This window comes from Bradyrhizobium ingae, assembly GCF_055791185.1.
Window position 1 is genome coordinate 36,253 of sequence record NZ_JBVUBB010000016.1, and the last position, 22,361, is coordinate 58,613.

Sequence of the window (22,361 nt, forward strand, 5' to 3'; positions counted from 1 at the left end):
CACAGGACCGTCTCCGCGGCGGCCGGTCCGGGTGGCCGGCGGCCGAACATTGCCGATCATTCTGCTCGCGAAATCAGGGCTCCGCGGCCGAAATAGAGGCCAGACAACCGTTGCTTCGGGAGCAGGTGAGATGAGCATTTATGACGAGACCGACGTTGACGAGCACCCCATGCTGCGAAAGCTGATCAATGTAGGGCTGTTTCTGCTGGCGCAGGGCATTGCCGTGATCCTGATCGCCTTCGTGGCCCTGCTCGTGAGCTTCGTGCCGAGCTGGTCGGCCACGTCGGAGCAGGCAAGCGTGCTGCAGCCTGGCGAGGCCCGCTCGGGGACGCTGTTTCTGAAGGACGAGGGCGCCACCACGGAGGCCGTCCGGCTCGGCATCGACGTCGACATCACCGTCTCCGGCCCCACGCTGCGCGCTCGCGTCACGCAGGTGTTCAGGAATCCCACCAAGAACTGGGTCGAGGCGACCTACGTCTATCCGATGGCCGCCAACGGCGCGGTCGACACGCTGAAGATGGTGGTCGGCGACCGTGTCATCGTCGGCGACATCAAGGAGCGGCAGCAGGCGCGCGTAATCTACGAGCAGGCGCGCCGGGACGGCCAGAAGGCCGCGCTCACCGAACAGGAGCGGCCGAACATCTTCACCAACTCGGTCGCCAATATCGGCCCGGGTGAAACCGTGCTGGTCCAGATCGAATATCAGGAGCCGGTGCACCAGTCCGGTAACGAATACTCGCTACGCGTGCCGCTGGTGGTCGGGCCACGCTACAATCCGGCGCCGATCGTGCAGAGCGCCGATTTCCGTCCCGACGGCTCCGGCTGGGGCGCAATCAAGAACGACCCGGTACCGGATCGTGACCGTATCTCGTCGCCCGTGCTGGACCCCGCCAAGAACCCGCCGGTCAATCCGACAAGCATCACGGTTCGTCTTCAGGCGGGCTTTGCGCTCGGCGAGGTCAAGAGCCATCACCACGCCGTCAAGATCGAGAGCCCCGACGATGCAACGCGGATCGTTCGTCTTGCCGACGACACCATGCCCGCCGACCGCGATTTCGAACTGACCTGGAAGCCCGCGGCCGAGAAGGCGCCGTCGGTCGGCCTGTTCCGCGAGCATGTCGGCGACGCCGACTACCTGCTCGCCTTCGTGACCCCGCCGTCGATCGAGCAGGCGGCGCAAAAACCCTTGCCGCGTGAAGTCGTGTTCGTGATCGACAATTCCGGCTCGATGGGCGGCACCTCCATCATCCAGGCCAAGGCAAGCCTCAACTACGCCCTCGCGCGTCTACAGCCGGCCGATCGCTTCAACGTCATCCGCTTCGACGACACCATGGACGTGCTGTTCACGACATCGGTGCCGGCAGATGTAGAGCATGTGCGGCAGGCAACCGCTTTCGTGGACGCGCTTCAGGCCCGTGGCGGCACCGAGATGGTGCCGGCGATGCGCGCGGCGCTGACCGATGGTCTCGGCGACACCAGCATGGTCCGCCAGGTCGTGTTCCTGACCGACGGCGCCATCGGCAACGAGCAGCAATTGTTCGAAACGATCACGGCGATGCGTGGCCGCTCGCGCATCTTCATGGTCGGCATCGGCTCTGCGCCCAACACTTATCTGATGACCCGCGCCTCCGAGCTCGGCCGCGGCGCTTTCACGCATATCGGCTCGGTCGAGCAGGTCGAAGAGCGCATGCGCGGTCTGTTCGCCAAGCTGGAAAATCCGGCCGTGACCGGTCTCTCCGCCAGGTTCTCGGACGCCTCGGCCGATATCACGCCGGCGATCATTCCCGACGTCTATCGCGACGAGCCGCTGGTGCTCGCGGCAAAGCTCGACAAGCTTTCGGGCTCGCTCGAGATCAAGGGCCGCGTCGGTGACCGGCCGTGGTCGGTGACGCTGCCTCTGCAGAGCGCGGCCGAGGGCAAGGGTCTGTCAAAGGTCTGGGCCAATCGCAAGATCGGCGATGCCGAGGTGGCGCGCACCATGCGCCAGATGAACCCGGAGGATGCCGACAAGGCCATTTTGCGGCTTGCACTGGAGCACCAGATCGTCACCCGGCTGACCAGCCTCGTCGCCGTCGACAAGACGCCGAGCCGCCCCGAAGGCGAACCACTGAAGGTCAGCGAGCTGCCGATCAACCTGCCGGCTGGTTGGGACTTTGAAAAGGTGTTCGGCGAACGGCCGCAGCAAGTACCGACGCAGCTCCGCGAGCGTCATGCGGATGCGAGCGGCCAGCCGACCGCGCGGCGCCCGACGCCTGCGGCGGCCGACACGGTCCGCCTGCCGAAGACGGCAACTTCGGCCGAACTGAAAATGATCGCAGGACTGATCGTGCTGCTGCTCAGCCTGGTCCTGTTCGTGTTCAACCGGCGTCAGCCTTTGCTCACTGACGCCGGGTGAAAGAGGGGGTCTCAGCCACCTCCTCTTCTCCAGCGCGCGCGGCTGTCCGTCACCCGCCCCAAACAGCCGCGCGCGCTTTTTTTCTCAACACTGGTCCAACGAGATTCGTCATTGCGAGCGCAGCGAAGCAATCCAGGCTGCTTCCGCGGATACAGTCTGGATTGCTTCGTCGCTTCGCTCCTCGCAATGACAGGAGAAAAAAGTGCCCCGCCTGATCTCCCCCCTCGTTCTGGCCCTCGTCGGTCTCGTCCTGTTCGGCGACGGCGCCTATATCCACGCCAAGGCATGGCTGGCGCAGGTGCTGTTGGAACGTGCATTCACAAGGAGCATCGCAAGCGGCCAGCCGGTCAAGCCGTGGTCGTGGGCGGATACGTGGCCGGTGGCACGGATCGCGGTGACGCGGATCGGCGCCAGCGCCATCGTGCTCGCCGGCTCGAGCGGCCAGGCGCTCGCCTTCGGTCCCGGACACGTCGAACAGACCGCGGATGCCGGCGAGCGCGGCGTCGCCGTCTACGCTGCACACCGCGACACGCATTTCCGTTTCCTGCAGCATGTTGCCATCGGTGACGAGATCGAGGTCACGCGTAGCGACGGCAAGCGCTTCCGCTACCGGGCCGATTCGTCGGCCGTCGTGCGTTTCGACGCCTCGGGCATCGATCCCGATACACAGGGCCACGAACTCGTGTTGTCGACCTGCTGGCCGTTCGACGCGCTCACCTCAGGCCCCGACCGATACATCCTGCACGCAACGCTGATTGGAACCGACAGCTAAAGCGCGAACTGTCAGCGCGCTTTAGCTCACTATTTGAGCATGATTTCCGCATCAACGCGTTCCGCGTGCGTCGCGAGGGGTAACCGCTTCCCGGTTTGTCATCACGGCCGTCCCGTGGGATGCTGGCAGGGCCGTGCCACGCTCAGATCCAGTCGTGTGACCATGCATTCACAAGTTCAGTACCTGCCGATCACACCGGGCCTCTTCTCCATCCTGGTGCTGCTGTTTGCCGGACTGATCATCCTGATCCAGCTCCGCATCCTGCGCTACGCCTATATGAAGCTTGGCGTCGGACCGGGCGTTGCGCTGCTGCTGTTGTTCGGCTCGCTGGTCGGCAGCTATTTCAACATTCCCGTCACTGTGCTGCCGGGGAAGGCGGTGCGCTCGGGCGAGATCGTCGATTTCTTCGGCATGCGCTATGTGGTACCGCTGGTGACGCAATGGCCGGGCACGGTGCTTGCGGTGAACGTCGGTGGCGCCGTGATCCCGACATTGATGTCGAGCTATCTCGTGCTGCGCTACCAGCTCTGGCTGAAGGCTGCGATCGCGGTGATTGCCATCGCGTTCGTCATCCACATGATGGCGACGCCGGTGCAGGGAGTCGGCATCGCCGTTCCCGTCTTTGCGCCGGTCGTGGTCACGGCGATCCTGGCCTTTCTGCTGTCACGCGAGTATGCCGCGCCGCTCGCCTATATTGGCGGCTCGATGGGCACCCTGATCGGTGCCGATTTGCTCAACCTCGACAAGATCGGCAATCTTGGCGCCCCCGTCGCATCGATTGGCGGCGCAGGCACATTCGACGGCATTTTCCTCACGGGCATCCTCGCCGTACTGCTGGCTGGCATCGCCTCGCCCTCGAGACCCAGGGAGGTCTGGTGAGAGCTTCTCATGTCGCGCACAATTAACTATGGCTTCTAACCATGGCTTCCGGGCACCATTTGGAGCGGGGAACTGAACTGGCGTCGCCGGCCGTAGACCTATAGAGAACGGCTCGTAGCGAACGGCCTGGCCGGCGATTTTTGATACTACATTTGCGTTGCGGAACTTTATTGATGGACGACGAATTCAAGCAGAAGGTCTTGCAACAGCTCGATCAGATCGAAAATCGCATCGCACTTCTGGAGAGAAATCAGCATCTCATCGCCGCGGGACAACGACGGGAGTCGCTGCGCAGCCTCTGGCGGCGACCGCCGATGTGGACGTTCGAGCAATATCCGCCGCGCCTGCTCAATGGGGACTGCTTTCAGCCCACGCTACCGGCGCCTGCGAACGCGCCGCGGATCGCGATGGTGACGCCGAGCTACAATCACGTGCACTATCTCGACGCCACCATCGACAGCATCCTCAACCAGAACTATCCGAACCTGCACTATCACGTGCAGGATGGCGCCTCGATCGACGGAACGGCTGAGTTGCTGAGCAAACGCGGCAACGGCCTGAGCTGGCGCAGTGAGCCCGACAAGGGCCAGTCCAATGCCATCAATATCGGCTTTTCAGGCGTCGACTGCGAGATCATGGCGTACCTCAACAGCGACGATATGCTGCTGCCCGGCACGCTCGCCTATGTCGCCAATTATTTCATGTCCAATCCGAACGTCGACATCGTCTACGGGCATCGCGTGTTCGTCGATCGCGACGGCCTGGAGGTTGGCCGCGCCGTGCTGCCGCCGTATCACGGCAAGACGCTGAGATATGCCGACTACATTCCGCAGGAGACCATGTTCTGGCGCAAGCGGGTTTGGGACAAGGTCGGGGCGATCGACGAGAGTTTCCATTTCGCGATGGATTGGGATTTCATCCTTCGCGCGCAGGCGGCAGGCTTCAAATTCGTTCGTCTGCCGCGCTTCTTGTCGTGCTTCCGCATCCACGATGCGCAGAAGACTGCCGCCACCTATGCGGTGGGCGTGAAGGAGATGGGAATTCTGCGGCGGCGCGTCCTGGGTTTCGACGCGACACAGACCGAGATCCGCCGTGTCATCGCGCCCTATCTCGCGCTCCAGATCGCCTACCACTACGGCTACAAGCTCGGCCTCCTGAAGTACTGATTGCAACACGCCCTATTCCGCGCGGCGGCATGCCGGCCGCGCGGTTGCCACCTGTGCGAACTCACCCTACAAAAGCGGACGTGCCGACAAGAACGCACGCCAAGAAGAACAAGGTGAGGAACCATGGAAGCAAAGCTGACTGCTGCGACCGCCCTGCCATGGTCTCCAGCTCCCGACGCCAGCGTCGTCGTGAAGGACATCCACGCGATGCTTCATCCACGCAACATCGTGCTGGTCGGCGCCACCGACAAACCAGGCAACTATGCCGAACGGATCTGGAACAACCTGATCAAGTACAGATTCGCAGGATCGCTGTTTCCGATCAACGCGAAGCGCGAAACGATCTGGGGCGTGCCCTGCTACAAGGACTTTTCGAGCCTCCCCGAACAGCCCGATCACGTGCTGGTGCTGGTGCCGGCGCGGTTCGCCGTGCAATTGATCCGCGATGCTGCCGCAGCCGGCGCACGCTCTGCCACCATCGTCACGTCCGGCTTCAGCGAATTGCAGGATGAGGAGAGCCAGAAACTCGCAAGCGAGTTGCAGCAGGCGATACGCGAGACCGGCCTCGCGGTGACCGGCCCGAATTGCCTGGGCAATCTGAGCGCCGGCGAAAAACTCTTCACCAATATCGACGACCGCGTCGTCACCATGGAACAGGGCGCGGTGGCGATCGCCGGACAATCCGGAGCCATCGTGATGGCGATCCGCCAGGCACTGGAGGATCGCGGCGTCGGTGTCGGCTACATGGTGACAACCGGCAACGAGGCCGGGCTCGAGACGCCGGATCTCATGCGCTATTTCGCCGAAGACCCAAGCATTCGCGTGATCGTCGTCTATCTCGAGGGCGTACGCAACACGAAGGCGTTTCGTGACGCCTGCAAGGCGGCGCGTGCCGCGAGCAAGCCGGTGATCGCGCTTAAGCTCGGCGCCTCGGAGGGCGGCCGGGCGGCGGCGATGGCGCATACCGGCGCGCTAGCCGGCTCAATAGAAACCTTCGACGCGATCGCAACGCGCGAGGGCGTGATCCGCGCGCGCGGTCTCGACGAGCTGATCGAGACCACCGAATGTTTCGTGCACAGCAGCGTACCGAAGAGCAATCGCCTTGCGGCGGTGACACTCTCCGGCGGCAAGCGCGGGCTTCTGATCGATGCCTTCTATGCGGCCGGGCTCGATTTTGCGCCGCTAAGCCCGCATGTCAGCGGCGAACTCGCAAAGATGCTGGGTCCCGGCTCGATCGTCGGCAATCCGCTCGACGCCGGCTTCGCTGCGGTGGTGGACCCCTCCGTTTACATGCGATCGATCAAGCTGATGATCGACGATCCCGACCTCGACATCGTCATCATCGATGCAGAACTACCGAAAGCGCCACATGAGCAGCGCGAGCGCAACTTGCGCATCGTCAACGAGATGGCGAGCCGAGCCGCAAAGCCGGTGATCTACATCAGTGCCATGTCGATCGGCTTCACCGAATTCACAAAATCCCTGCGCACATCGCTGCCGCATATCGCTGTCATGCAAGGCCTCGACCGCGCGGTGACCGCTATCAGGTCGCTGCTCGACTACGCAAAACTCGCCAAGGAAGTGCCCGATGTCGTCGCAAGCTCGAAGCCGGCGGCGCGCACCGTGCTGGAGAAAACGCTGAAGGCCGCCACCGGCGCCGCGCTCGATGAGGTTGCCTCGAAGACGCTGTTGAAGGCCTACGGCATCCCGGTCTCCAAGGAAGGAATCGCACAGACGCCGGCCGAGGCCGCGAAGATCGCCAAGCAGATCGGTTTTCCCGTCGTCGCCAAGGTCGTCAGCGCGGAGATCCTGCACAAATCCGACATCGGCGGCGTGGTTCTCAACCTCAACAGCGCGAGCGAGGTCAAGCAGGCCTTCAACGACATCACCGCGCGGGTCAGGAGGCTGAAGGGCAAGCCCAGGCTCGACGGCATCCTGATCGCGCAGCAGGTCAAGGCCGATCTCGAGCTCGTGGTCGGCGCCTCGCTCGACGCCGAGATGGGGCCGGTGGTGCTCTTCGGAACCGGCGGGGTCGATATCGAGCTGATGAAGGACGTCGCTTTAGCCGGTGCGCCGCTCGATGCGGCCGAGGCACGGCAGTTGATCGGCCGCACCAAGGCCGGCGTCAAGATGCGCGGCTATCGCGGCAAGCCGAAGCTGCATGAGGCCTCCGCCGTCAAGGCCCTGGTCGGCCTCTCCAACCTGATCGCAGATGCCGGCGACCGGATCGCCTCGATCGACGTCAACCCGTTCCTGATCAACAGCAAAACCGGTGTCGCGGTAGACGCGTTGATCGTCCTCAACAATGCCGCCGCAAGACGCGCGGCAGGGCATTGATCGGCTTCCACTGGAGTTGCTTTGCCCATAAAATCGGTCTGCGACCCTGCCTTCCTCGAAGGCGGGGCACGAGCCGGAACGGACTATGGCGCACAGAAGCAATCTGATGATCGGAACCGTGACGCTGCTGGCGATCGCCGTGGCGTTCGGCGGACTGCTTGGCGTGCAGAAATACCGCGCGGCACAGAGCCGCAGCCAGCTACGCGTCGTCTTCGAGGGCGGCTCGGCCAGCGGCCTGCGCCGGGGCGGCCCGGTGAATTTCGACGGCGTCCCGGCCGGCCAGATCATCTCGATCAAGCTCGACAATCCGCGCAAGATCGTCGCGCTCGTCATGCTCGACAACGCGGCCCCGATCCGCAAGGACACCGTAGCCGGCATCGAGTTCCAGGGCCTGACCGGCATCGCCGCGATCTCGCTGATCGGCGGCGCGCCCTCGGCCCCGCCTGTGCCGCTCGATGACGACGGCATTCCCGTACTGACCGCGGACCTCAGCGACGCCGAGTCGATCGTCGAGACCCTGCACAATGTCGACCGCATGATCGTGAGCAACTCGGCCGCGATCAAGGACGGCCTGCGCACATTCGAAGACTATACCGCCGACCTCAAGGACAAGGGCGACGAGATCGATGCCGTGATGGGCAAGATCGACAAGGGCTTCGCGAGCTTCGACAATGCGGTCACCAAGATCGAGAATGTCGTGCCCGGCTTCGCCGACGGCAAGGCCGACGAACTGTTCGAGAAGTTGAAGGGGCTGCGCGAACTCGCCGATACCATGAAGAAGAAGTCGGCGAGCTTCATCGAGGACGGCCGCCGTACACTCCTCGACATCAGCGAGGCTGCCAACAAGATGGCCGGCACGCCGGTGGCCCCGCGGCCGCCGCGCAAGCCCACGCAGCAGAAGCAGTGATCGCGATCAACGCGACGCGAAGGAATTCCTAAGGCGCGACGAGATGAGAATAAATCGTCATCGCGCTTTAGGTTGTTGTTTGCGCACGATCTTTTCGGAAAACCGCTTCACACTTTTCCGGATCATGCTTTAGGTCCTCACCGTCCTGGCTCTCGCCAGGACGACATTGGGTTTGACGCGAAGGCAAGACACCTCACCCGTACACAAATGCCTTGTCATCCAGATCCGTCTTCGGGATCTCGTCCTTCTCGGTCCAGTAGTCCTGGCTGTGCTGCCATTCCGGCTTGTCGCCACGCTTGGGCAGCAGGTCCATGTTGCGCATCATGTAGCCGGGATTGAAGTTTTCCGGATCGATCCAGGGCAGGATCGGCATGTTGTGATCTTCGGCACGCAGCTTGACCTCGACCTTTCCAGCACCCTTCTCCTTCATGTGGCCGAGAAGCCGGCAGACGAAATCGGCGACGAGATCGACGCGCAGCGTCCAGCTGGCGCGGAAATAGCCGAACACCCACACCATGTTCGGCACACCCGTGAACATCATGCCGCGATAGGTGACGGTGTCGCCGAAGGCGAGCGGCTTGCCGTTGATCTCGAAGGCGATGTCTCCGAGTGCAGCCAGGTTGAAACCGGTCGCGGTGACGATGATATCGGCCTCGAGCAGCTTGCCGGATTTGAGCTGGATGCCGTTCTCAACGAAGCACTCGATCTCGTCGGTGACGGCCGAGGCCTTGCCGCCGGCGATACCCTTGAACAGGTCAGCATCCGGCACGAAGGCGATGCGCTGCCGCCAGGGCCGATAGGTCGGCGTGAAATGCGTCTCGACATCGTAGTCCGGACCGAGGATCGCACTGATCTGCCCGATCAGCTCCTTCTTTACCTCCTCAGGCTTCGCCACGCAGAGTTTTGTGAACGCATCCTGCTCGAACAGGATCTTCCGCCGCACGATCTCGTGGATCCAGGTCTCATCGACCTGCAGCCGGCGCAACTCCTCCGCGATCTCGATGGCATTGCGGCCGATGCGGAAATAGGTCGGCGAGCGCTGCAGCATGGTGGCGTGCGCGCATTTGTCGGCGATGTTCGGCAATAGCGTCGCGGCCGTCGCACCCGAGCCGATCACCACGACCTTCTTGCCCGTGAGATCGAGATCATCCGGCCAGGTCTGCGGATGGACGATGCGGCCCTTGAACTTGTCCGTGCCCTTCCATTCCGGCGTATAGCCTTCGGAATGGCGATAATAGCCCTGGCACATCCAGAGGAAGTTGGCAGTAAAGGTCTTTGCCTCGCCGGCATCGGTCGTCACCGCCTCGATGGTCCAGAGATTGGTCTCGCTAGACCAGCGGGCCGAATTGATCTTGTGCCCGTAGCGGATGTGCTTCCCGAGATCGTTCTCCTCGATCACATCGTTCATGTAGGCCAGGATCTCATCGGCAGTCGCAATCGGCGGCCCCACCCAGGGCTTGAAGCGATAGCCGAAGGTATGGAGATCGCTGTCGGACCGGATGCCGGGATAGCGATGCGTGATCCAGGTGCCGCCGAAGCTGTCCTTCGTTTCAAGGACGACGAAGCTCGTGCCAGGAAGCTGCTTGGTCAGATGATAGGCGCTGCCGATGCCGGAGATGCCGGCGCCGACGATCAGAACGTCGAAATGTTCAGTGGCTTGCTGCGTGGTTGGCTGAGTACGGATGGCGACATTCATTGTTGATTCTTTGCCTTTTTGAGGCCGCCCTTGATCGGGCGACGCGTTTCCTCCGCGACGGGTTCATGGTCGTCCACCGCGCTTCCGCTTCAAAATGACATAGATCAAATCGCAATCAAATCACAGCGCGGCACCCCAGCTCCGCGCTGTCTGCAGAATCCAGTCGCGGTAGAGCGTGAGCGGCGTGACGCCGGTCAAACCGCCGCAGCCTGCGCTGCCATTCGGCCCCGTCGACCAGCTGATGACGCCGACAACGACCGGACCGCTCGGCTTGTCCTCGAACGCAGGACCGCCGGAATCGCCGGTGCAGGCGCCGATTCCCGCGCGAACGCCGTTGGTTACGGGGTCCGTGAGCCTGATTTGCAGCGTACCGGGCTGGCCGGTCACGATGAGGCCCGCAAAGCGCGTTACGCCGCTGCTCTTGCCGTCGCCAGGCACGGTGACGCCGACCCCTGCGATGGTGAAGCGGCCGCCGACAGCGATCGGAATTTGCGGCGCGCCGATTTGCGCTACTGATTTTCCTTTCAGTGGAATTTCGAGTTGCAGCAACGCCACATCGGCGGTCGCACGATGCGACTGCATGGCCTGCATGTTGAAGCTCGGATGGATCGCGACCGCACGCACATTCTGCAATTGCGGCTTGCCGTCGGCGGCATAGTCGAGGATCTTGTAGTCCGCACCGGGTTGCACGCAGTGAGCTGCGGTGAGCACCAGCCTCGCTGCGATCAGGCTGCCGGTGCAGAAATTGCCGCGCGATCCGACGATCGTAACGATGGAACGCGCAACGCCTTCGGACTGCGGCGTACCGCCGCCGACGATGGCCCGGGCTGGCGCAGTGAAGAGCAGCACCGCCGCGACAAGCAGGATGGACGTCTTGTTCATGGGCGAGTGTGGTAGCCGCTGGGACGCCTTTAGCCAAGAGATCCCTTGGAAGAGATCCTTCATGCTGGTCGTTGCGACGACAGCATGCTAGCTGTTTTCACCTGATATCGACGGGGGCAGGATAGTGCCGATCGAAGCTGTGATCTTTGACTTTGGCGGCGTGCTGACGACCTCGCCCTTCGAGGCCTTCACGCGATTCGAGACAGAGCGCGGGCTTCCCGCCGACATCATCCGGCGCACCAATGCCGCCAATCATCTGGAAAACGCCTGGGCGAAGTTCGAACGCGCCGAAGTCGACATCGAAACATTTGACCGGCTGTTCGCCGCGGAATCGCTCGCGCTCGGCGCGGAGGTGCGCGGCCGCGACGTGCTGCCGCTGTTGCAAGGCGATCTACGGCCCGAGATGGTCGAAGCGTTGAAGCAGATCAAGGCGCGTTTCAAGACCGGCTGCATCACCAACAATCTTCCGGCCAACGCCATCGGCAGCATGACCGGCCGCACACTCTATGTTGCCGAGGTGATGGCGCTGTTCGATCACGTCATCGAGTCCGCCAAGATCGGCCTGCGCAAGCCCGATCCGCGGATTTACCGGAAGATGGTCGAGGCGTTGAAGGTCGATCCCGCGCGGTGCGTTTACCTCGACGATCTCGGCGTCAACCTGAAGCCGGCGCGCGAGATGGGGATGACGACGATCAAGGTCGTAAGCGGCGCACAGGCGATCGCGGAGGTCGAGGCGGCGACCGGGCTGAAGCTCGGGTAGGCGCGACGGACCGTAGGATGGGCAAAGCGAAGCGTGCCCACCACTTTCAATGACATCGAGAAAAGTGGTGGGCACGGCGCGATGCGCCTTTGCCCAGCCTGCGAGAATAAAGCTACTCCGCCGCAGTCGCGATCCGCTCAGGAAATGCGGCGGAGAGCGATGCGCGATCCGGCTTGAGCACACCGCGTTCGGTGATCAAGCCCGTCACCAGCCGGGCCGGCGTCACATCGAACGCGTAGTTGGCGACCGGCGAGCCCTCGGGCACGACCCGCACCGTCTCGAGCCGTCCATCGGCGGTGCGGCCGGTCATGTCGGTGACCTCGATGGCGCTGCGCTGCTCGATCGGAATGTCGCGGATGCCGTCATTGACCGCAAAGTCGATCGTCGGTGACGGCAGCGCGACGTAGAACGGCACGTTGTTGTCGCGTGCGGCAAGCGCCTTCAGATAGGTGCCGATCTTGTTGCAGACGTCGCCATTGGCAGCAACGCGATCGGTGCCGACGATCGCGAGATCCACCATGCGGTGCTGCATCAGATGCCCGCCGGTGTTGTCGGGGATCACCGTGTGCGGTACGCCGTGATGCCCGAGCTCCCAGGCCGTGAGCGAGGCGCCCTGGTTGCGGGGCCTTGTCTCGTCGACCCAGACATGGATCTTGAGGCCGCGGTCATGCGCGAGATAGATCGGCGCCGTCGCAGTACCCCAGTCGACGGTGGCAAGCCAGCCGGCATTGCAATGGGTCAGCACGTTAACTGTCTCGCCCGGCTTTTTCTTCGCGGCGATCGCCTCGATCAGCTCCAGACCATTGCGGGCAATGCCCCGGTTGATCTCGACATCCTGCTCCAGAATTTCGTCGGCGCGCGCGTAAGCAGCTTCCGCCCGCTCAAGGGGATCGATCGGCGCGAGCGCAGCACGCATCTCGTCGAGCGCCCATTTGAGATTGATGGCTGTGGGGCGCGCGACCACCAGCGTCTCGTAGGCTCGCTTCAAGGCGGCATCGGAACTGTCCTCGCGCATGGCCAGCGCCATGCCGAACGCTGCCGTGGCGCCGATCAGCGGCGCGCCGCGCACCAGCATGGTGCGGATCGCGTCAGCCGCTTCTTCGCTTGTGGTGAGGCGAGCGATGACGAACTCGTGCGGCAGCCGGCGCTGGTCGATGGCACCCACCGACCAGCCGTCGCGCTCGCGCCAGATGCTGCGATAATGCTTTCCGTCGACCTTCATGGCGTTTTGCCTTTCGTCCTATGCCCTGAGCAAGCGCGCTGCCACGGCGTCGAGCTTCTTGAGAAGTTCGGGATCACGCGCCTCGGGCGCGGTGATCAGCGCCGTATCCAGCGCGCGGTCCGAGCCGATCGGGCATGGCTCATGCTCGCGCGGAAAATCTTTTGCCAACCGCGCCACCAGTGCCTTGGCCTTGTCCGCGTTCGATGTCAGCACGCGGATGATATCCTGAACGGTGACGGCGTCGTGATCGGGATGCCAGCAATCGAAGTCCGTCACCATGGCGACGGTGGCGTAGCAGATCTCCGCTTCGCGGGCGAGCTTGGCCTCAGGCATGTTGGTCATGCCGATCACGGAATAGCCCAGCGTCTTGTAGGTCATGCTTTCCGCAAGCGTCGAAAATTGCGGGCCCTCCATGCAGACATAGGTTCCACCGCGCGAGATCGCTATGCCTTCGGCTTCGGCCGCGGCAGCGAGATGGATGCGCAGCCGCGGCGAGACCGGATGCGCCATCGACACATGCGCGACACAGCCCTTGCCGAAGAACGAGCTCTCACGCTTGTGCGTGCGGTCGACAAACTGATCCACCAGCACGAAGGTGCCCGGCGGCAGTTCCTCCTTGAAGGAACCGCAGGCCGAGAGCGATACCAGGTCGGTGACGCCGGCGCGCTTCAGGACGTCGATATTGGCGCGATAGTTGATGTCGGAGGGCGACAGGCGGTGGCCCTTGTCATGCCGCGGCAGGAACACGATCGGCAGACCGGCGATGGCGCCGCGCCTGACCGGCGCCGACGGCTCGCCCCAGGGGCTCCTGATCACCTCTTCGCGCGCGCCCTCGAGTCCCGGCAGGTCGTAGATGCCGGAGCCGCCGATGATGCCCAATACCGCCTGCGTCATGCCTGCTTCACCCCGTCCGCGATGTGCAACGTGGTTAAGCTATGCCAGTTTTGGGACGAATTTGGAACGGGGGGAATCGTGGCGCGGGAGGATCGCAAGCGAGCGCCACACGCTCAATGTCGTCCCGGCGAAGCAGTAGCGCTTTTGGCTACGCCGCCTTCATCGGCTGCAACTGGCTCGCCACCATCCGGTGCAGCGTATCGATCGACTGGAAATTCTCCGGCGTGATTTCGGATTGGGGGATGGTGAAGTCGAACTCGGCTTCGACCCCGAGCATCAGGTTGACCATGTCCATCGAGGTCAGGCCGATGTCGACGAGCCGCACACCCGGCGCGACGTCTGCCGCGAGCGAGTTCTGTTCGAGGATGCCCTTCACCAGCTTGATGATGCGATCCCGCACATCGGTATCGAACGCCTGCATCTGCAATATCCCATACTCTGATAAGGTCTGGACCACCGTCTACGATGGGCATAACGGGCCGCCCCCGCAATGGGCGAAACTCTTAACTCGCGTTTCTTAGTAAACGATGACAGAGATTGACTAAAACTCGCACCTTCCTCGCATCATTAACGTGATCTCGGAAAGTCAGGGGATGCAACAAACCAGGCTTTAACTGCTCGCTCCGAATTAAGCCTTGTTTACCTTCAATTTCGTCGACGAATTTGAATTAAATCCATAGCCTCCGGGTCAAGCAAACATGGTCGGATGATCGGCACGGCGTGACCGTACCGATCTCGAACGACGAATCGGAGGCGAACCAGCATGAACGTGCGTGAAGCGGCCCTTCAACCTCTCGACGACGCTCAGGCAAGCTTTCTCGAGCACAGCCCTTCTCTGGTGGAACGCGCCACACGCGTGGCGACGGTGGCAGCCGGCGAAGCCGTGGGCGTCGATCGTGACGGCCGCTTTCCCCACGAGGCATTCGATGCCGCGCGCGAGCAAAAGCTGCTCGGCGTGATGATCCCCGTCGAATTCGGCGGCTTCGGCGCCTCGATCTACGACGTCACCGACATCTGCTACACGCTCGGGCGCGCCTGCGCTTCGACCGCGATGATCTATGCGATGCATACGACCAAGGTTGCTTGCGTCATCAGGCACGGCCACGGCATTCCCTGGATGGAAACCATGATGCGCCGCGTCGGCCGCGACCAGTGGCTGCTCGCCTCCTCCACCACCGAAGGCCAGAATGGCGGCAACATCCGCGCGAGCGCGGCCGCGGTCGATCATGACGGCGACATGATCGCGCTGACGCGCGATGCCACCGTGATCTCCTACGGCGCCGAGGCCGACGGCCTCGTCACCATCGCGCGCCGCGCGGGCGATGCAGTCGCCTCCGACCAGGTGCTGCTGGCGCTTGCCAAGGACGATTATTCGCTGAAGCGGACGCTGGGCTGGGAAACGCTCGGCATGCGCGGCACCTGCTCGACCGGCTTCGAGCTGAGGGTCGACTGCCCCGCCGATCGCGTCTTCCCCGAATCCTACGACAAGATCCACGCGCAGACGATGACGCCATTCGCGCATCTGTGCTGGTCGTCGGCCTGGGCCGGCGTTGCGGCTGCCGCCGTCACGCGCGCGCAGGCATTCGTCCGCAAGGCTGCGCGCGCATCCGGCGGGCAGATGCCACCGGCGGCCGCCCATTTCACTGCTGCGAAGATGTCGCTCGCAAAACTCCGCGCGTTGATCTCCGCCAATACCGATACCTTCGCCCATCATGAGCATGACGAGCGCGCGCTCGGCTCGCTCGACTTCCAGTCCTCCATTACGCTGCTCAAGGTGCAAGCCTCCGAGCTCGCGGTCGAGACCGTGATGCACGCCATGCGCACGACCGGTCTTGCCGGCTATCGCAACGACGGCGACTTCACGATGGGCCGCCACCTGCGCGACGTGCTGTCCGCGCCGATCATGATCAACAATGACCGCATCCTCGCCAACGCCGCGACCTCGACCTTGATGAGCGGCGTGCCGGCCAGCCTCAGGGATTGATGAGCCTTCGCGACTAACAAGCTTTCGAGTCCGACGTGCCTACGCGACCAACAAGAAGAATTGCAGATAACAGGAAGTCTTGGCCATGAACGTTGCCGTTCTACCGACCTCGCCCGACACCGCACCGCAAGCCATCGACCCGCTCGACCATCTCACCGACGTGCTGTTCCACCGCATGGGCTCCGACGGCGTCTACGCTCGCACCGCGCTCTATGAGGATGTCGTGGAGAGGCTCGCCGCGCTGATCACGCGGCACCGTGAGGCCGGCACCGAGGTGATGCGCTTTCCGCCGGTGATGAGCCGGGCGCAGCTGGAAAAATCCGGTTACCTCAAGAGCTTCCCGAACCTGCTCGGCTGCGTCTGCGGCCTGCACGGCACCGAACGCGAGATCAACGCCGCGGTCAGCCGTTTCGACGCCGGCGGCGACTGGACCTCCTCGCTTTCGCCCGCCGATCTCGTGCTGTCGCCGGCGGCCTGCTACCCCGTCTATCCGATCGCGGCGAGCCGCGGGCAACTGTCGAAGGGCGGCCTGCGCTTCGACGTCGCCGCCGACTGCTTCCGCCGCGAGCCCTCGCGTCATCTCGACCGCCTGCAATCATTCCGCATGCGCGAATATGTCTGCATCGGCAGCCCCGACGACGTCGCAGATTTCCGCGAGCGCTGGATGGTGCGCGCGCAGGCGATCGCCCGCGATCTCGGCCTCACCTTCCGCGTCGACTATGCCAGCGACCCCTTCTTCGGCCGCGTCGGCCAGATGAAGGCCGTGAGCCAGAAGCAGCAGCAGCTCAAGTTCGAGCTGCTCATTCCGCTGCGGTCGGAGGAGCAGCCGACGGCCTGCATGAGCTTCAACTATCATCGCGAGCACTTCGGCACGACGTGGGGCATCCGCGACGCCAATGGCGAGGCAGCCCACACGGGCTGCGTCGCCTTCGGCATGGATCGGCTCGCCGTTGCGATGTTCCACACCCACGGCACCGATCTTTCCATCTGGCCCGCCAAGGTGCGGGACATCCTGGGCCTGTCGCCGCATGTGGCGACTGACGCCCATGTCGAGGGCTGGCGCTAAGCGACGAGGCCGATCATTTCTACGGGCAAGACGAGCGTGATCCATACCAAGGTCCGATGCCGCGAGATCACAGAGGCGGATGTCGATGCCATCGCGGACCTCTTGACGCGCGGCTTCGTCGGCCGCTCGCGCGACTACTGGATCCAGGGTCTGCGCAGGCAGGCATTCCGGCCCGTGCCGGAGGGCTATCCACGCTTCGGCTACATGCTCGACAATGAGGGGATGCCGGTCGGTGTGCTGCTTCTGATCTATACGGCGCGCAAGGATGGCGAGGCCATCGCCATCCATTGCAACCTGTCGAGCTGGTACGTCGAGCCGGCGTTTCGCAACTACGCACCCATTCTGACCAAGATCGCGCAGCGTCACAAGGACGTGACCTATCTCAACATCAGCCCGGCGCCGTGGACCTGGCCGATCATCGAGACCCAGGGATTCAGGGCTTATTGCCGCGGCCTGTTCTTCTCGCTGCCGATGTTGTCGCGCGTGCCGCGCTGGACCGAGATCGAGGTGATCGCGCCGCACGCCAAACGGATCGAGGGCCTTGGCGAAGCCGAGACCGAGCTTTTGACGCGTCATGCGCGCTACAACTGTCTGAGCCTCGTGGTCCGTACGCCGAAGGGCGTATTCCCATTTATCCTGCAACCGGTTCGCATCCGCCGGGGCTGGATCGCACCGCCGGCAATGCAACTGATCTATTGCCGTAGCATCGACGAATTCGTCGCCTGCGCCGGCCGCATCGGCCGGCTGCTGCTGCGGCTCGGCAAGATCTCGGTGATCGTCGATTCCAACGGCCCCATCCCTGGCCTCGCCGGCGTCTACACCGAGCGGCGCGGCCGCAAATATTTCAAGGGTCCCCACCGACCGCAATTGGCTGACCTCACGGACACGGAGCTCGTGCTGTACGGGCCGTAGGCGGCTCGATCAACGCGAGATCGCGGATCTACCCTCCCTCTCCGTCGTCATGCCCCGGCTTGACCGGGGCATCCAGTATTGCGGAGACCCCGACGTCCTTTGCACTGCCGCGGCGTATTGGATCGCCCGATCAAGTCGGGCGATGACGACTGAGCGCGTGGTAAGCTCGCCCCTTCATTTGACACGCCTGACGTGGTAAACTCCGGCATCGGTCGGAGATGCTTCCATGTCCGAGCGCAGCACGCATTGGGAACGCCTCTACTCGACCAAGGGCGAGACCGAGGTAAGCTGGTTCCAGGAGAACCCGGCGATCTCGCTCGATTTGATCCACGCAGCGAATCCAGGCCATGGCGCCGCCATCATCGACATCGGCGGTGGCGCGTCGCGGTTGACCGATGCGCTTTTGCAGGAAGGCTATCGCTCCGTCGCGGTACTCGATCTCTCCGCCCATGCACTGGACGTCGCAAAGGCGCGGATCGGACCTGCCGCCACCAGCGTCGACTGGATCGTTGCCGACGTCACAACTTGGCGTCCGGCACGCTCATACGACGTGTGGCACGACCGTGCCGCGTTTCATTTCCTGACCGAGCCTTCCGATCAGGCGGCGTATCTCGATCGCCTGCGATCGGCGGTGTGCGGGGGCGGTCACGTCATCATCGGCACGTTCGCGCTCGATGGTCCGGACAAATGCAGCGGCCTGCCGGTGCAACGCTATAACGGCAACAGTCTCGCCGCAGAGCTTGGCCCAGATTTCGAGCTAGTGGAGACGCGGCGCGACGAGCACCGCACGCCATGGGATTCGACGCAGGCGTTTCAGTTCAGCCGCTTTCGCAGGCGCTGATGAGCAGCTCTACGCCGCAAGCTTCACGTCGTGTGCAAATTCCCAGTAGAGCTTGCGCGCCTTGGTATAGAACGGGCCCGGCTGCAGCTCGCGGTCGTCGATGCGGATGACGGGAGCGACCTTGGCGAAATTGCCGCTCGAGAAGATCTCGTCGGCGGCAACGAAATCGGCATAGCGCAAGGTCGTCTCGACCACGGTGACGCCGTCGGCACGCAACAAACCGATCACGCGCTGGCGCGTGATGCCGTTCAAAAAGGTGCCGTTCGGCGCTGGCGTGTAGACCACGCCGTCTTTCGCCATGAACACGTTGGAATTGCCGAACTCAGCAACATTGCCGAGCATGTCGAGCATCAGGGCGTTCTGGAAGCCGCGGGAGGCCGCCTCGGCGAGCGCGCGCGAATTGTTCGGATAGAGACAGGCCGCTTTCGCCTCGACCGGCGCGCATTCGGCAGTCGGCCTGCGGAACGGCGACAGCGTGATCGCGTTACCGACCGGCTTTGGCATCGGCGCCTCGTAGATGCACAGGCACCAATTGGTGGTTTCAGGGTCGAACAGCACGCCGCCGCCCGCGCCGTTCTGCGCCCAGTACATCGGACGAATGTAGAGCTCGGCCTTCGGCGCAAAGCGCGCGATGCCGTCACGCGCGAGCGTCATCCAGGTGTCGGTGTCGACCGCCGGCTTGAGGCCAAAGTTGATCGCGGATTGATTGGCGCGGGCGACGTGGCGATCGAGATCGGGCGCAACGCCTTCGAACGCGCGGGCGCCATCGAACACGACGGAGCCGAGCCAGGCGCCATGTGTGCGCGGCCCCATGATCGGCACATTGCCTTCGTGCCACTTGCCTTCGAAAAAGGTCCAGCTCGGCGAGTATTCGATGGGTTTTGTGCTCTCGGCCATGAGCCGGCCTCCCCTTACCGTGATGCCGCAATATGTGTCACTATTAGCCGAATTCCTAAAGGATTTCCTGCGTGAAACCACCATTAACCCGCGTGTGCGCGCATTCAGATTTGCAGTACTATCAGGCCATCGTTTGTCATTAACTGGTGCCCGATGCCACTCGATCCGCTTGCAAAACGCTTGTTGACCATGATGGCCGCGGCAGGTCCTGCGGCGCGCACCCGCCCGAGCGTCGAGGGGCGGCGGCAGTCGCTGGCGAAGCTGATGCAGTTTGCGCGCGCGGAGGCTCCGGACGTTGCGACATCCGACGGCACGCTGCCCGGCCCTGGCGGCGAGCTGGCTTATCGGCTCTATGCGCCGGAGAGCGCCGCGCCGCGAGCGCCGGGCTTCGTGTTCTTCCACGGCGGCGGACTCGTCGCCGGCAGCATCCAGACCCACGACCGCATCGCGGCCGGCATCGCGCATGTGACCGGTTGCCGGCTGGTGTCGGTCGACTACCGGCTCGCACCCGAGCACAAATTCCCCGCCGCAATCGACGATGCGATCGCGGCGACCGAATGGGTGGCGCGCAACGCTTCTCTCCTCGGCATCGACGCCGAGCGGCTGGTGATCGGCGGCGATTCCGCCGGCGCCACGCTGGCGGCCGTCGTGTGCCAGGAGGCGACACAGAACGCCGGACTCTCCATCGTTGCGCAATGCCTGATCTGCCCGGTGCTTGATTTCGAGGAAACCTCGCCCTCGCGCGAAGATTTTGCCGAAAATCACCTGATCGATCGCGTCACGATCGACGCCGATCTCGCCGACTATCTTCCTGATGGCGTCGATGCCGCCGATCCCCGCATCTCGCCGCTCCGCGCGACGCGGTTGACGGGCTTGCCACCGGCGATCATTCACACCGCCGAATTCGACCCCATGCGCGACGAGGGCAACGCCTATGCGCGCAAGCTGCTGGCGGCCGGCGTCGTCGTCGAGCATGTCTGCCACGACGGCATGGTTCACAATTTCCACGCCATGGGCGCGATCCTGCCGCAGGCGCAGCTCGTGCTGTCGCAGATCGGTGAGCAGGTCCGGCGGGCGGTCTCGAAGTAAGGCGGGCACGCTGCATCCTCTCCCCTTGCGGGAGAGGATGGCTTCGCGTAGCGAGGCCGGGTGAGGGGTCTCTCTCCACGAACTCGCAAGCAATTCTTTCGCTGAGAGAAACCCCTCATCCGGCGCTTCGCGCCACCTTCTCCCGCAAGGGGAGAAGGGATCGCACCGTTCACGTGGCGCAAGCTATAATAGATTCAAATTTTAGCTAATTCGGCATCAAGCGTTAGGGTTACTTCGTCAATCTCTAGACGAATTATTGCCCGCTTTACCACCCGCCTCTAACACGAGGACGGCGGATAACGCACATCCCTTGACGTGCCAATAAGTGCGAGCCGCCGGACGCGGAGGTGGACGATGCGCAACGAAACGATCGCTATTCACGCCGGCTACGAACCAGAAGCGACCACACATGCGGTCGCCGTGCCGATCTACCAGACCGCGGCCTATGCGTTCGACAGCGCCGATCATGGCGCGGCTCTCTTCAATCTCGAAGCGGAAGGCTATCGCTACAGCCGCATCGCCAATCCGACTACGGCGGTGCTGGAGAAGCGCATCAGCGAGCTCGAGGGCGGCGTCGGCGCGCTGGCAGTCGCGACCGGTCAGGCTGCGCTGCATTTCGCCTTCGTCAACGTCGCCGATCACGGCGGCAACATCGTTTCCGTGCCGCAGCTTTACGGCACCACGCACACCCTGCTCTCCCACATCCTGCCGCGCCAAGGCATCACCGGCCGCTTCGCCGAGAGCGACAAGCCCGAAGCGCTCGCGCGCCTGATCGACGAGAACACGCGCGCGGTGTTCGCCGAGTCCATCGGCAACCCCGCCGGCAATGTCTGCGACATCGAGGCGCTGGCGAAAATCGCCCATGCCCATGGCGTGCCGCTGATCGTCGACAACACGGTGGCGACGCCGATCCTGCTCAAGCCGTTCGATTATGGCGCCGACATCTCCGTGCATTCGCTGACGAAATTCCTGGGCGGCCACGGCACCACCCTCGGTGGAGCAATCGTCGACTCCGGGCGCTTTCCCTGGGCGCAGCACGCCGCGCGCTTCCCGGCCTTCAACACGCCCGACGCGTCCTATCACGGCCTCGTCTATGCCGAGCGCTTCGGCAAGACCGCCTTCATCGAGCGCGCGCGCAGCATCTATCAGCGCACCATGGGCTCGGTGCTGTCGCCCTTCAACGCCTTCCTGCTGCTTCAGGGTATCGAGACCGTGGCGCTGCGCATGGAGCGCCATGTCGAAAACGCGCGCAAGGTCGCGGATTTCTTGCGCGCTGACCCGCGCGTAGCCTGGGTCAATTATGCGGGCTTCCCGGACAGTTCGTATTATCCGCTGGTGCAGAAATATCTGGCAAGCAACGGCTCCTCCCTGTTCACCTTCGGCATCAAGGGCGGCATGGAGGCCGGCAAGGCGTTCTATGATGCGCTCAAGCTGATCACGCGGCTCGTCAATATCGGCGACGCGAAATCGCTCGCCTGCCACCCGGCCTCGACGACGCACCGCCAGATGTCGGCCGAGCAGCAGCGCGCGGCTGGCGTCCTGCCGGAGACGATCCGCCTCTCGATCGGCATCGAGCATATCGCCGACATCATCGAAGACATCGACCAGGCGTTGGCAAAGGCCTGCCCGTCGGAACGGCTTCAGGCCGCGGAGTAGACGACA

Annotated in this window: 19 protein-coding genes; 13 read left to right on the forward strand and 6 right to left on the reverse strand. The window is 63.5% G+C overall.

Features of this window, described 5'->3' with window-relative positions; genetic code table 11:
- Positions 1-130: 130 nt before the first annotated feature.
- The 6 genes from ACV1FX_RS22485 to ACV1FX_RS22510 all read left to right on the forward strand — a co-directional run bounded on the left by ACV1FX_RS22485 (position 131) and on the right by ACV1FX_RS22510 (position 8,456).
- Positions 131-2,395, forward strand: a complete 2,265-nt coding sequence (locus ACV1FX_RS22485; RefSeq protein ID WP_473119745.1) for a marine proteobacterial sortase target protein — start codon at positions 131-133, stop codon at positions 2,393-2,395.
- 202 nt (positions 2,396-2,597) lie between these two features.
- Positions 2,598-3,167, forward strand: a complete 570-nt coding sequence (locus ACV1FX_RS22490; RefSeq protein ID WP_473119746.1) for a class GN sortase — start codon at positions 2,598-2,600, stop codon at positions 3,165-3,167.
- A 162-nt stretch (positions 3,168-3,329) separates the two neighbouring features.
- Positions 3,330-4,046: a DUF1614 domain-containing protein gene (locus ACV1FX_RS22495; protein WP_473119747.1), complete on the forward strand. Its 717-nt coding sequence runs from the start codon at positions 3,330-3,332 to the stop codon at positions 4,044-4,046.
- 173 nt (positions 4,047-4,219) lie between these two features.
- The gene (locus tag ACV1FX_RS22500) at positions 4,220-5,212 is read left to right on the forward strand and encodes a glycosyltransferase family 2 protein (protein WP_473119748.1); all 993 of its coding nucleotides are present in this window, start codon (positions 4,220-4,222) and stop codon (positions 5,210-5,212) included.
- 123 nt (positions 5,213-5,335) lie between these two features.
- Positions 5,336-7,549 (forward strand): acetate--CoA ligase family protein, encoded by a 2,214-nt coding sequence (locus ACV1FX_RS22505; protein ID WP_473119749.1) that lies wholly within the window; start codon positions 5,336-5,338, stop codon positions 7,547-7,549.
- 85 nt (positions 7,550-7,634) lie between these two features.
- Positions 7,635-8,456 carry an MlaD family protein gene (locus ACV1FX_RS22510; RefSeq protein ID WP_473119750.1) on the forward strand — a complete coding sequence of 274 codons (822 nt, stop codon included), beginning with the start codon at positions 7,635-7,637 and terminating at the stop codon, positions 8,454-8,456.
- 193 nt (positions 8,457-8,649) lie between these two features.
- On the opposite strand, the gene ACV1FX_RS22515 is transcribed toward ACV1FX_RS22510, so the two are convergent.
- Positions 8,650-10,152, reverse strand: coding sequence for a flavin-containing monooxygenase (locus ACV1FX_RS22515; protein ID WP_473119751.1), 1,503 nt, complete (start codon positions 10,150-10,152; stop codon positions 8,650-8,652).
- Positions 10,153-10,272: 120 nt separating this feature from the next.
- Positions 10,273-11,034 carry a S1 family peptidase gene (locus ACV1FX_RS22520; protein WP_473119752.1) on the reverse strand — a complete coding sequence of 254 codons (762 nt, stop codon included), beginning with the start codon at positions 11,032-11,034 and terminating at the stop codon, positions 10,273-10,275.
- A gap of 124 nt (positions 11,035-11,158) precedes the next feature.
- On the opposite strand from ACV1FX_RS22520, the gene ACV1FX_RS22525 reads away from it, so the two are divergent.
- Positions 11,159-11,794 carry an HAD-IA family hydrolase gene (locus ACV1FX_RS22525; protein WP_473119753.1) on the forward strand — a complete coding sequence of 212 codons (636 nt, stop codon included), beginning with the start codon at positions 11,159-11,161 and terminating at the stop codon, positions 11,792-11,794.
- A 112-nt stretch (positions 11,795-11,906) separates the two neighbouring features.
- Here ACV1FX_RS22525 and mtnA read toward each other — a convergent pair whose 3' ends face one another.
- The 3 genes from mtnA to ACV1FX_RS22540 form a co-directional block, all read right to left on the reverse strand.
- Positions 11,907-13,016 (reverse strand): S-methyl-5-thioribose-1-phosphate isomerase, encoded by a 1,110-nt coding sequence (gene mtnA / locus ACV1FX_RS22530; RefSeq protein WP_473119754.1) that lies wholly within the window; start codon positions 13,014-13,016, stop codon positions 11,907-11,909.
- 18 nt (positions 13,017-13,034) lie between these two features.
- On the reverse strand, positions 13,035-13,910 hold the full coding sequence (locus tag ACV1FX_RS22535; protein WP_473119755.1) for an S-methyl-5'-thioadenosine phosphorylase: 876 nt from the start codon (positions 13,908-13,910) through the stop codon (positions 13,035-13,037).
- 148 nt (positions 13,911-14,058) lie between these two features.
- Complete coding sequence (locus ACV1FX_RS22540; protein WP_473119756.1) at positions 14,059-14,331, reverse strand: phosphopantetheine-binding protein; 273 nt, start codon at positions 14,329-14,331, stop codon at positions 14,059-14,061.
- 342 nt (positions 14,332-14,673) lie between these two features.
- Here ACV1FX_RS22540 and ACV1FX_RS22545 point away from each other — a divergent pair, with 342 nt between their 5' ends.
- The 4 genes from ACV1FX_RS22545 to ACV1FX_RS22560 all read left to right on the forward strand — a co-directional run bounded on the left by ACV1FX_RS22545 (position 14,674) and on the right by ACV1FX_RS22560 (position 18,713).
- Positions 14,674-15,894, forward strand: coding sequence for an acyl-CoA dehydrogenase family protein (locus tag ACV1FX_RS22545; RefSeq protein ID WP_473119757.1), 1,221 nt, complete (start codon positions 14,674-14,676; stop codon positions 15,892-15,894).
- 85 nt (positions 15,895-15,979) lie between these two features.
- Entirely contained in the window at positions 15,980-16,960 is a 981-nt protein-coding gene (locus ACV1FX_RS22550; protein WP_473119758.1) for an amino acid--[acyl-carrier-protein] ligase, read from the forward strand.
- Positions 16,961-16,996: 36 nt separating this feature from the next.
- Positions 16,997-17,872, forward strand: coding sequence for an acyl-CoA acyltransferase (locus ACV1FX_RS22555; RefSeq protein WP_473119759.1), 876 nt, complete (start codon positions 16,997-16,999; stop codon positions 17,870-17,872).
- Positions 17,873-18,098: 226 nt separating this feature from the next.
- Positions 18,099-18,713 carry a class I SAM-dependent methyltransferase gene (locus ACV1FX_RS22560; protein WP_473119760.1) on the forward strand — a complete coding sequence of 205 codons (615 nt, stop codon included), beginning with the start codon at positions 18,099-18,101 and terminating at the stop codon, positions 18,711-18,713.
- Between the two features lie 9 nt (positions 18,714-18,722).
- On the opposite strand, the gene ACV1FX_RS22565 is transcribed toward ACV1FX_RS22560, so the two are convergent.
- Positions 18,723-19,610 carry a branched-chain amino acid aminotransferase gene (locus tag ACV1FX_RS22565; protein WP_473119761.1) on the reverse strand — a complete coding sequence of 296 codons (888 nt, stop codon included), beginning with the start codon at positions 19,608-19,610 and terminating at the stop codon, positions 18,723-18,725.
- A 153-nt stretch (positions 19,611-19,763) separates the two neighbouring features.
- Here ACV1FX_RS22565 and ACV1FX_RS22570 point away from each other — a divergent pair, with 153 nt between their 5' ends.
- Positions 19,764-20,699, forward strand: coding sequence for an alpha/beta hydrolase (locus ACV1FX_RS22570; protein ID WP_473119762.1), 936 nt, complete (start codon positions 19,764-19,766; stop codon positions 20,697-20,699).
- A 354-nt stretch (positions 20,700-21,053) separates the two neighbouring features.
- Positions 21,054-22,355: an O-acetylhomoserine aminocarboxypropyltransferase/cysteine synthase family protein gene (locus ACV1FX_RS22575; protein ID WP_473119763.1), complete on the forward strand. Its 1,302-nt coding sequence runs from the start codon at positions 21,054-21,056 to the stop codon at positions 22,353-22,355.
- The last annotated feature ends 6 nt before the right edge of the window (positions 22,356-22,361 follow it).

Bases quoted from the DNA above. Each gene is read 5' to 3' on its own strand.
- ACV1FX_RS22485 (WP_473119745.1), top strand. From the start codon at position 131: ATGAGCATTTATGACGAGACCGACGTTGACGAGCACCCCATGCTGCGA.
- ACV1FX_RS22495 (WP_473119747.1), top strand. From the start codon at position 3,330: ATGCATTCACAAGTTCAGTACCTGCCGATCACACCGGGCCTCTTCTCC.
- ACV1FX_RS22500 (WP_473119748.1), top strand. From the start codon at position 4,220: ATGGACGACGAATTCAAGCAGAAGGTCTTGCAACAGCTCGATCAGATC.
- ACV1FX_RS22505 (WP_473119749.1), top strand. From the start codon at position 5,336: ATGGAAGCAAAGCTGACTGCTGCGACCGCCCTGCCATGGTCTCCAGCT.
- ACV1FX_RS22510 (WP_473119750.1), top strand. From the start codon at position 7,635: ATGGCGCACAGAAGCAATCTGATGATCGGAACCGTGACGCTGCTGGCG.
- ACV1FX_RS22515 (WP_473119751.1), bottom strand. From the start codon at position 10,152: ATGAATGTCGCCATCCGTACTCAGCCAACCACGCAGCAAGCCACTGAA.
- ACV1FX_RS22520 (WP_473119752.1), bottom strand. From the start codon at position 11,034: ATGAACAAGACGTCCATCCTGCTTGTCGCGGCGGTGCTGCTCTTCACT.
- mtnA (WP_473119754.1), bottom strand. From the start codon at position 13,016: ATGAAGGTCGACGGAAAGCATTATCGCAGCATCTGGCGCGAGCGCGAC.
- ACV1FX_RS22535 (WP_473119755.1), bottom strand. From the start codon at position 13,910: ATGACGCAGGCGGTATTGGGCATCATCGGCGGCTCCGGCATCTACGAC.
- ACV1FX_RS22540 (WP_473119756.1), bottom strand. From the start codon at position 14,331: ATGCAGGCGTTCGATACCGATGTGCGGGATCGCATCATCAAGCTGGTG.
- ACV1FX_RS22545 (WP_473119757.1), top strand. From the start codon at position 14,674: ATGAACGTGCGTGAAGCGGCCCTTCAACCTCTCGACGACGCTCAGGCA.
- ACV1FX_RS22550 (WP_473119758.1), top strand. From the start codon at position 15,980: ATGAACGTTGCCGTTCTACCGACCTCGCCCGACACCGCACCGCAAGCC.
- ACV1FX_RS22560 (WP_473119760.1), top strand. From the start codon at position 18,099: ATGTCCGAGCGCAGCACGCATTGGGAACGCCTCTACTCGACCAAGGGC.
- ACV1FX_RS22565 (WP_473119761.1), bottom strand. From the start codon at position 19,610: ATGGCCGAGAGCACAAAACCCATCGAATACTCGCCGAGCTGGACCTTT.
- ACV1FX_RS22570 (WP_473119762.1), top strand. From the start codon at position 19,764: ATGCCACTCGATCCGCTTGCAAAACGCTTGTTGACCATGATGGCCGCG.
- ACV1FX_RS22575 (WP_473119763.1), top strand. From the start codon at position 21,054: ATGCGCAACGAAACGATCGCTATTCACGCCGGCTACGAACCAGAAGCG.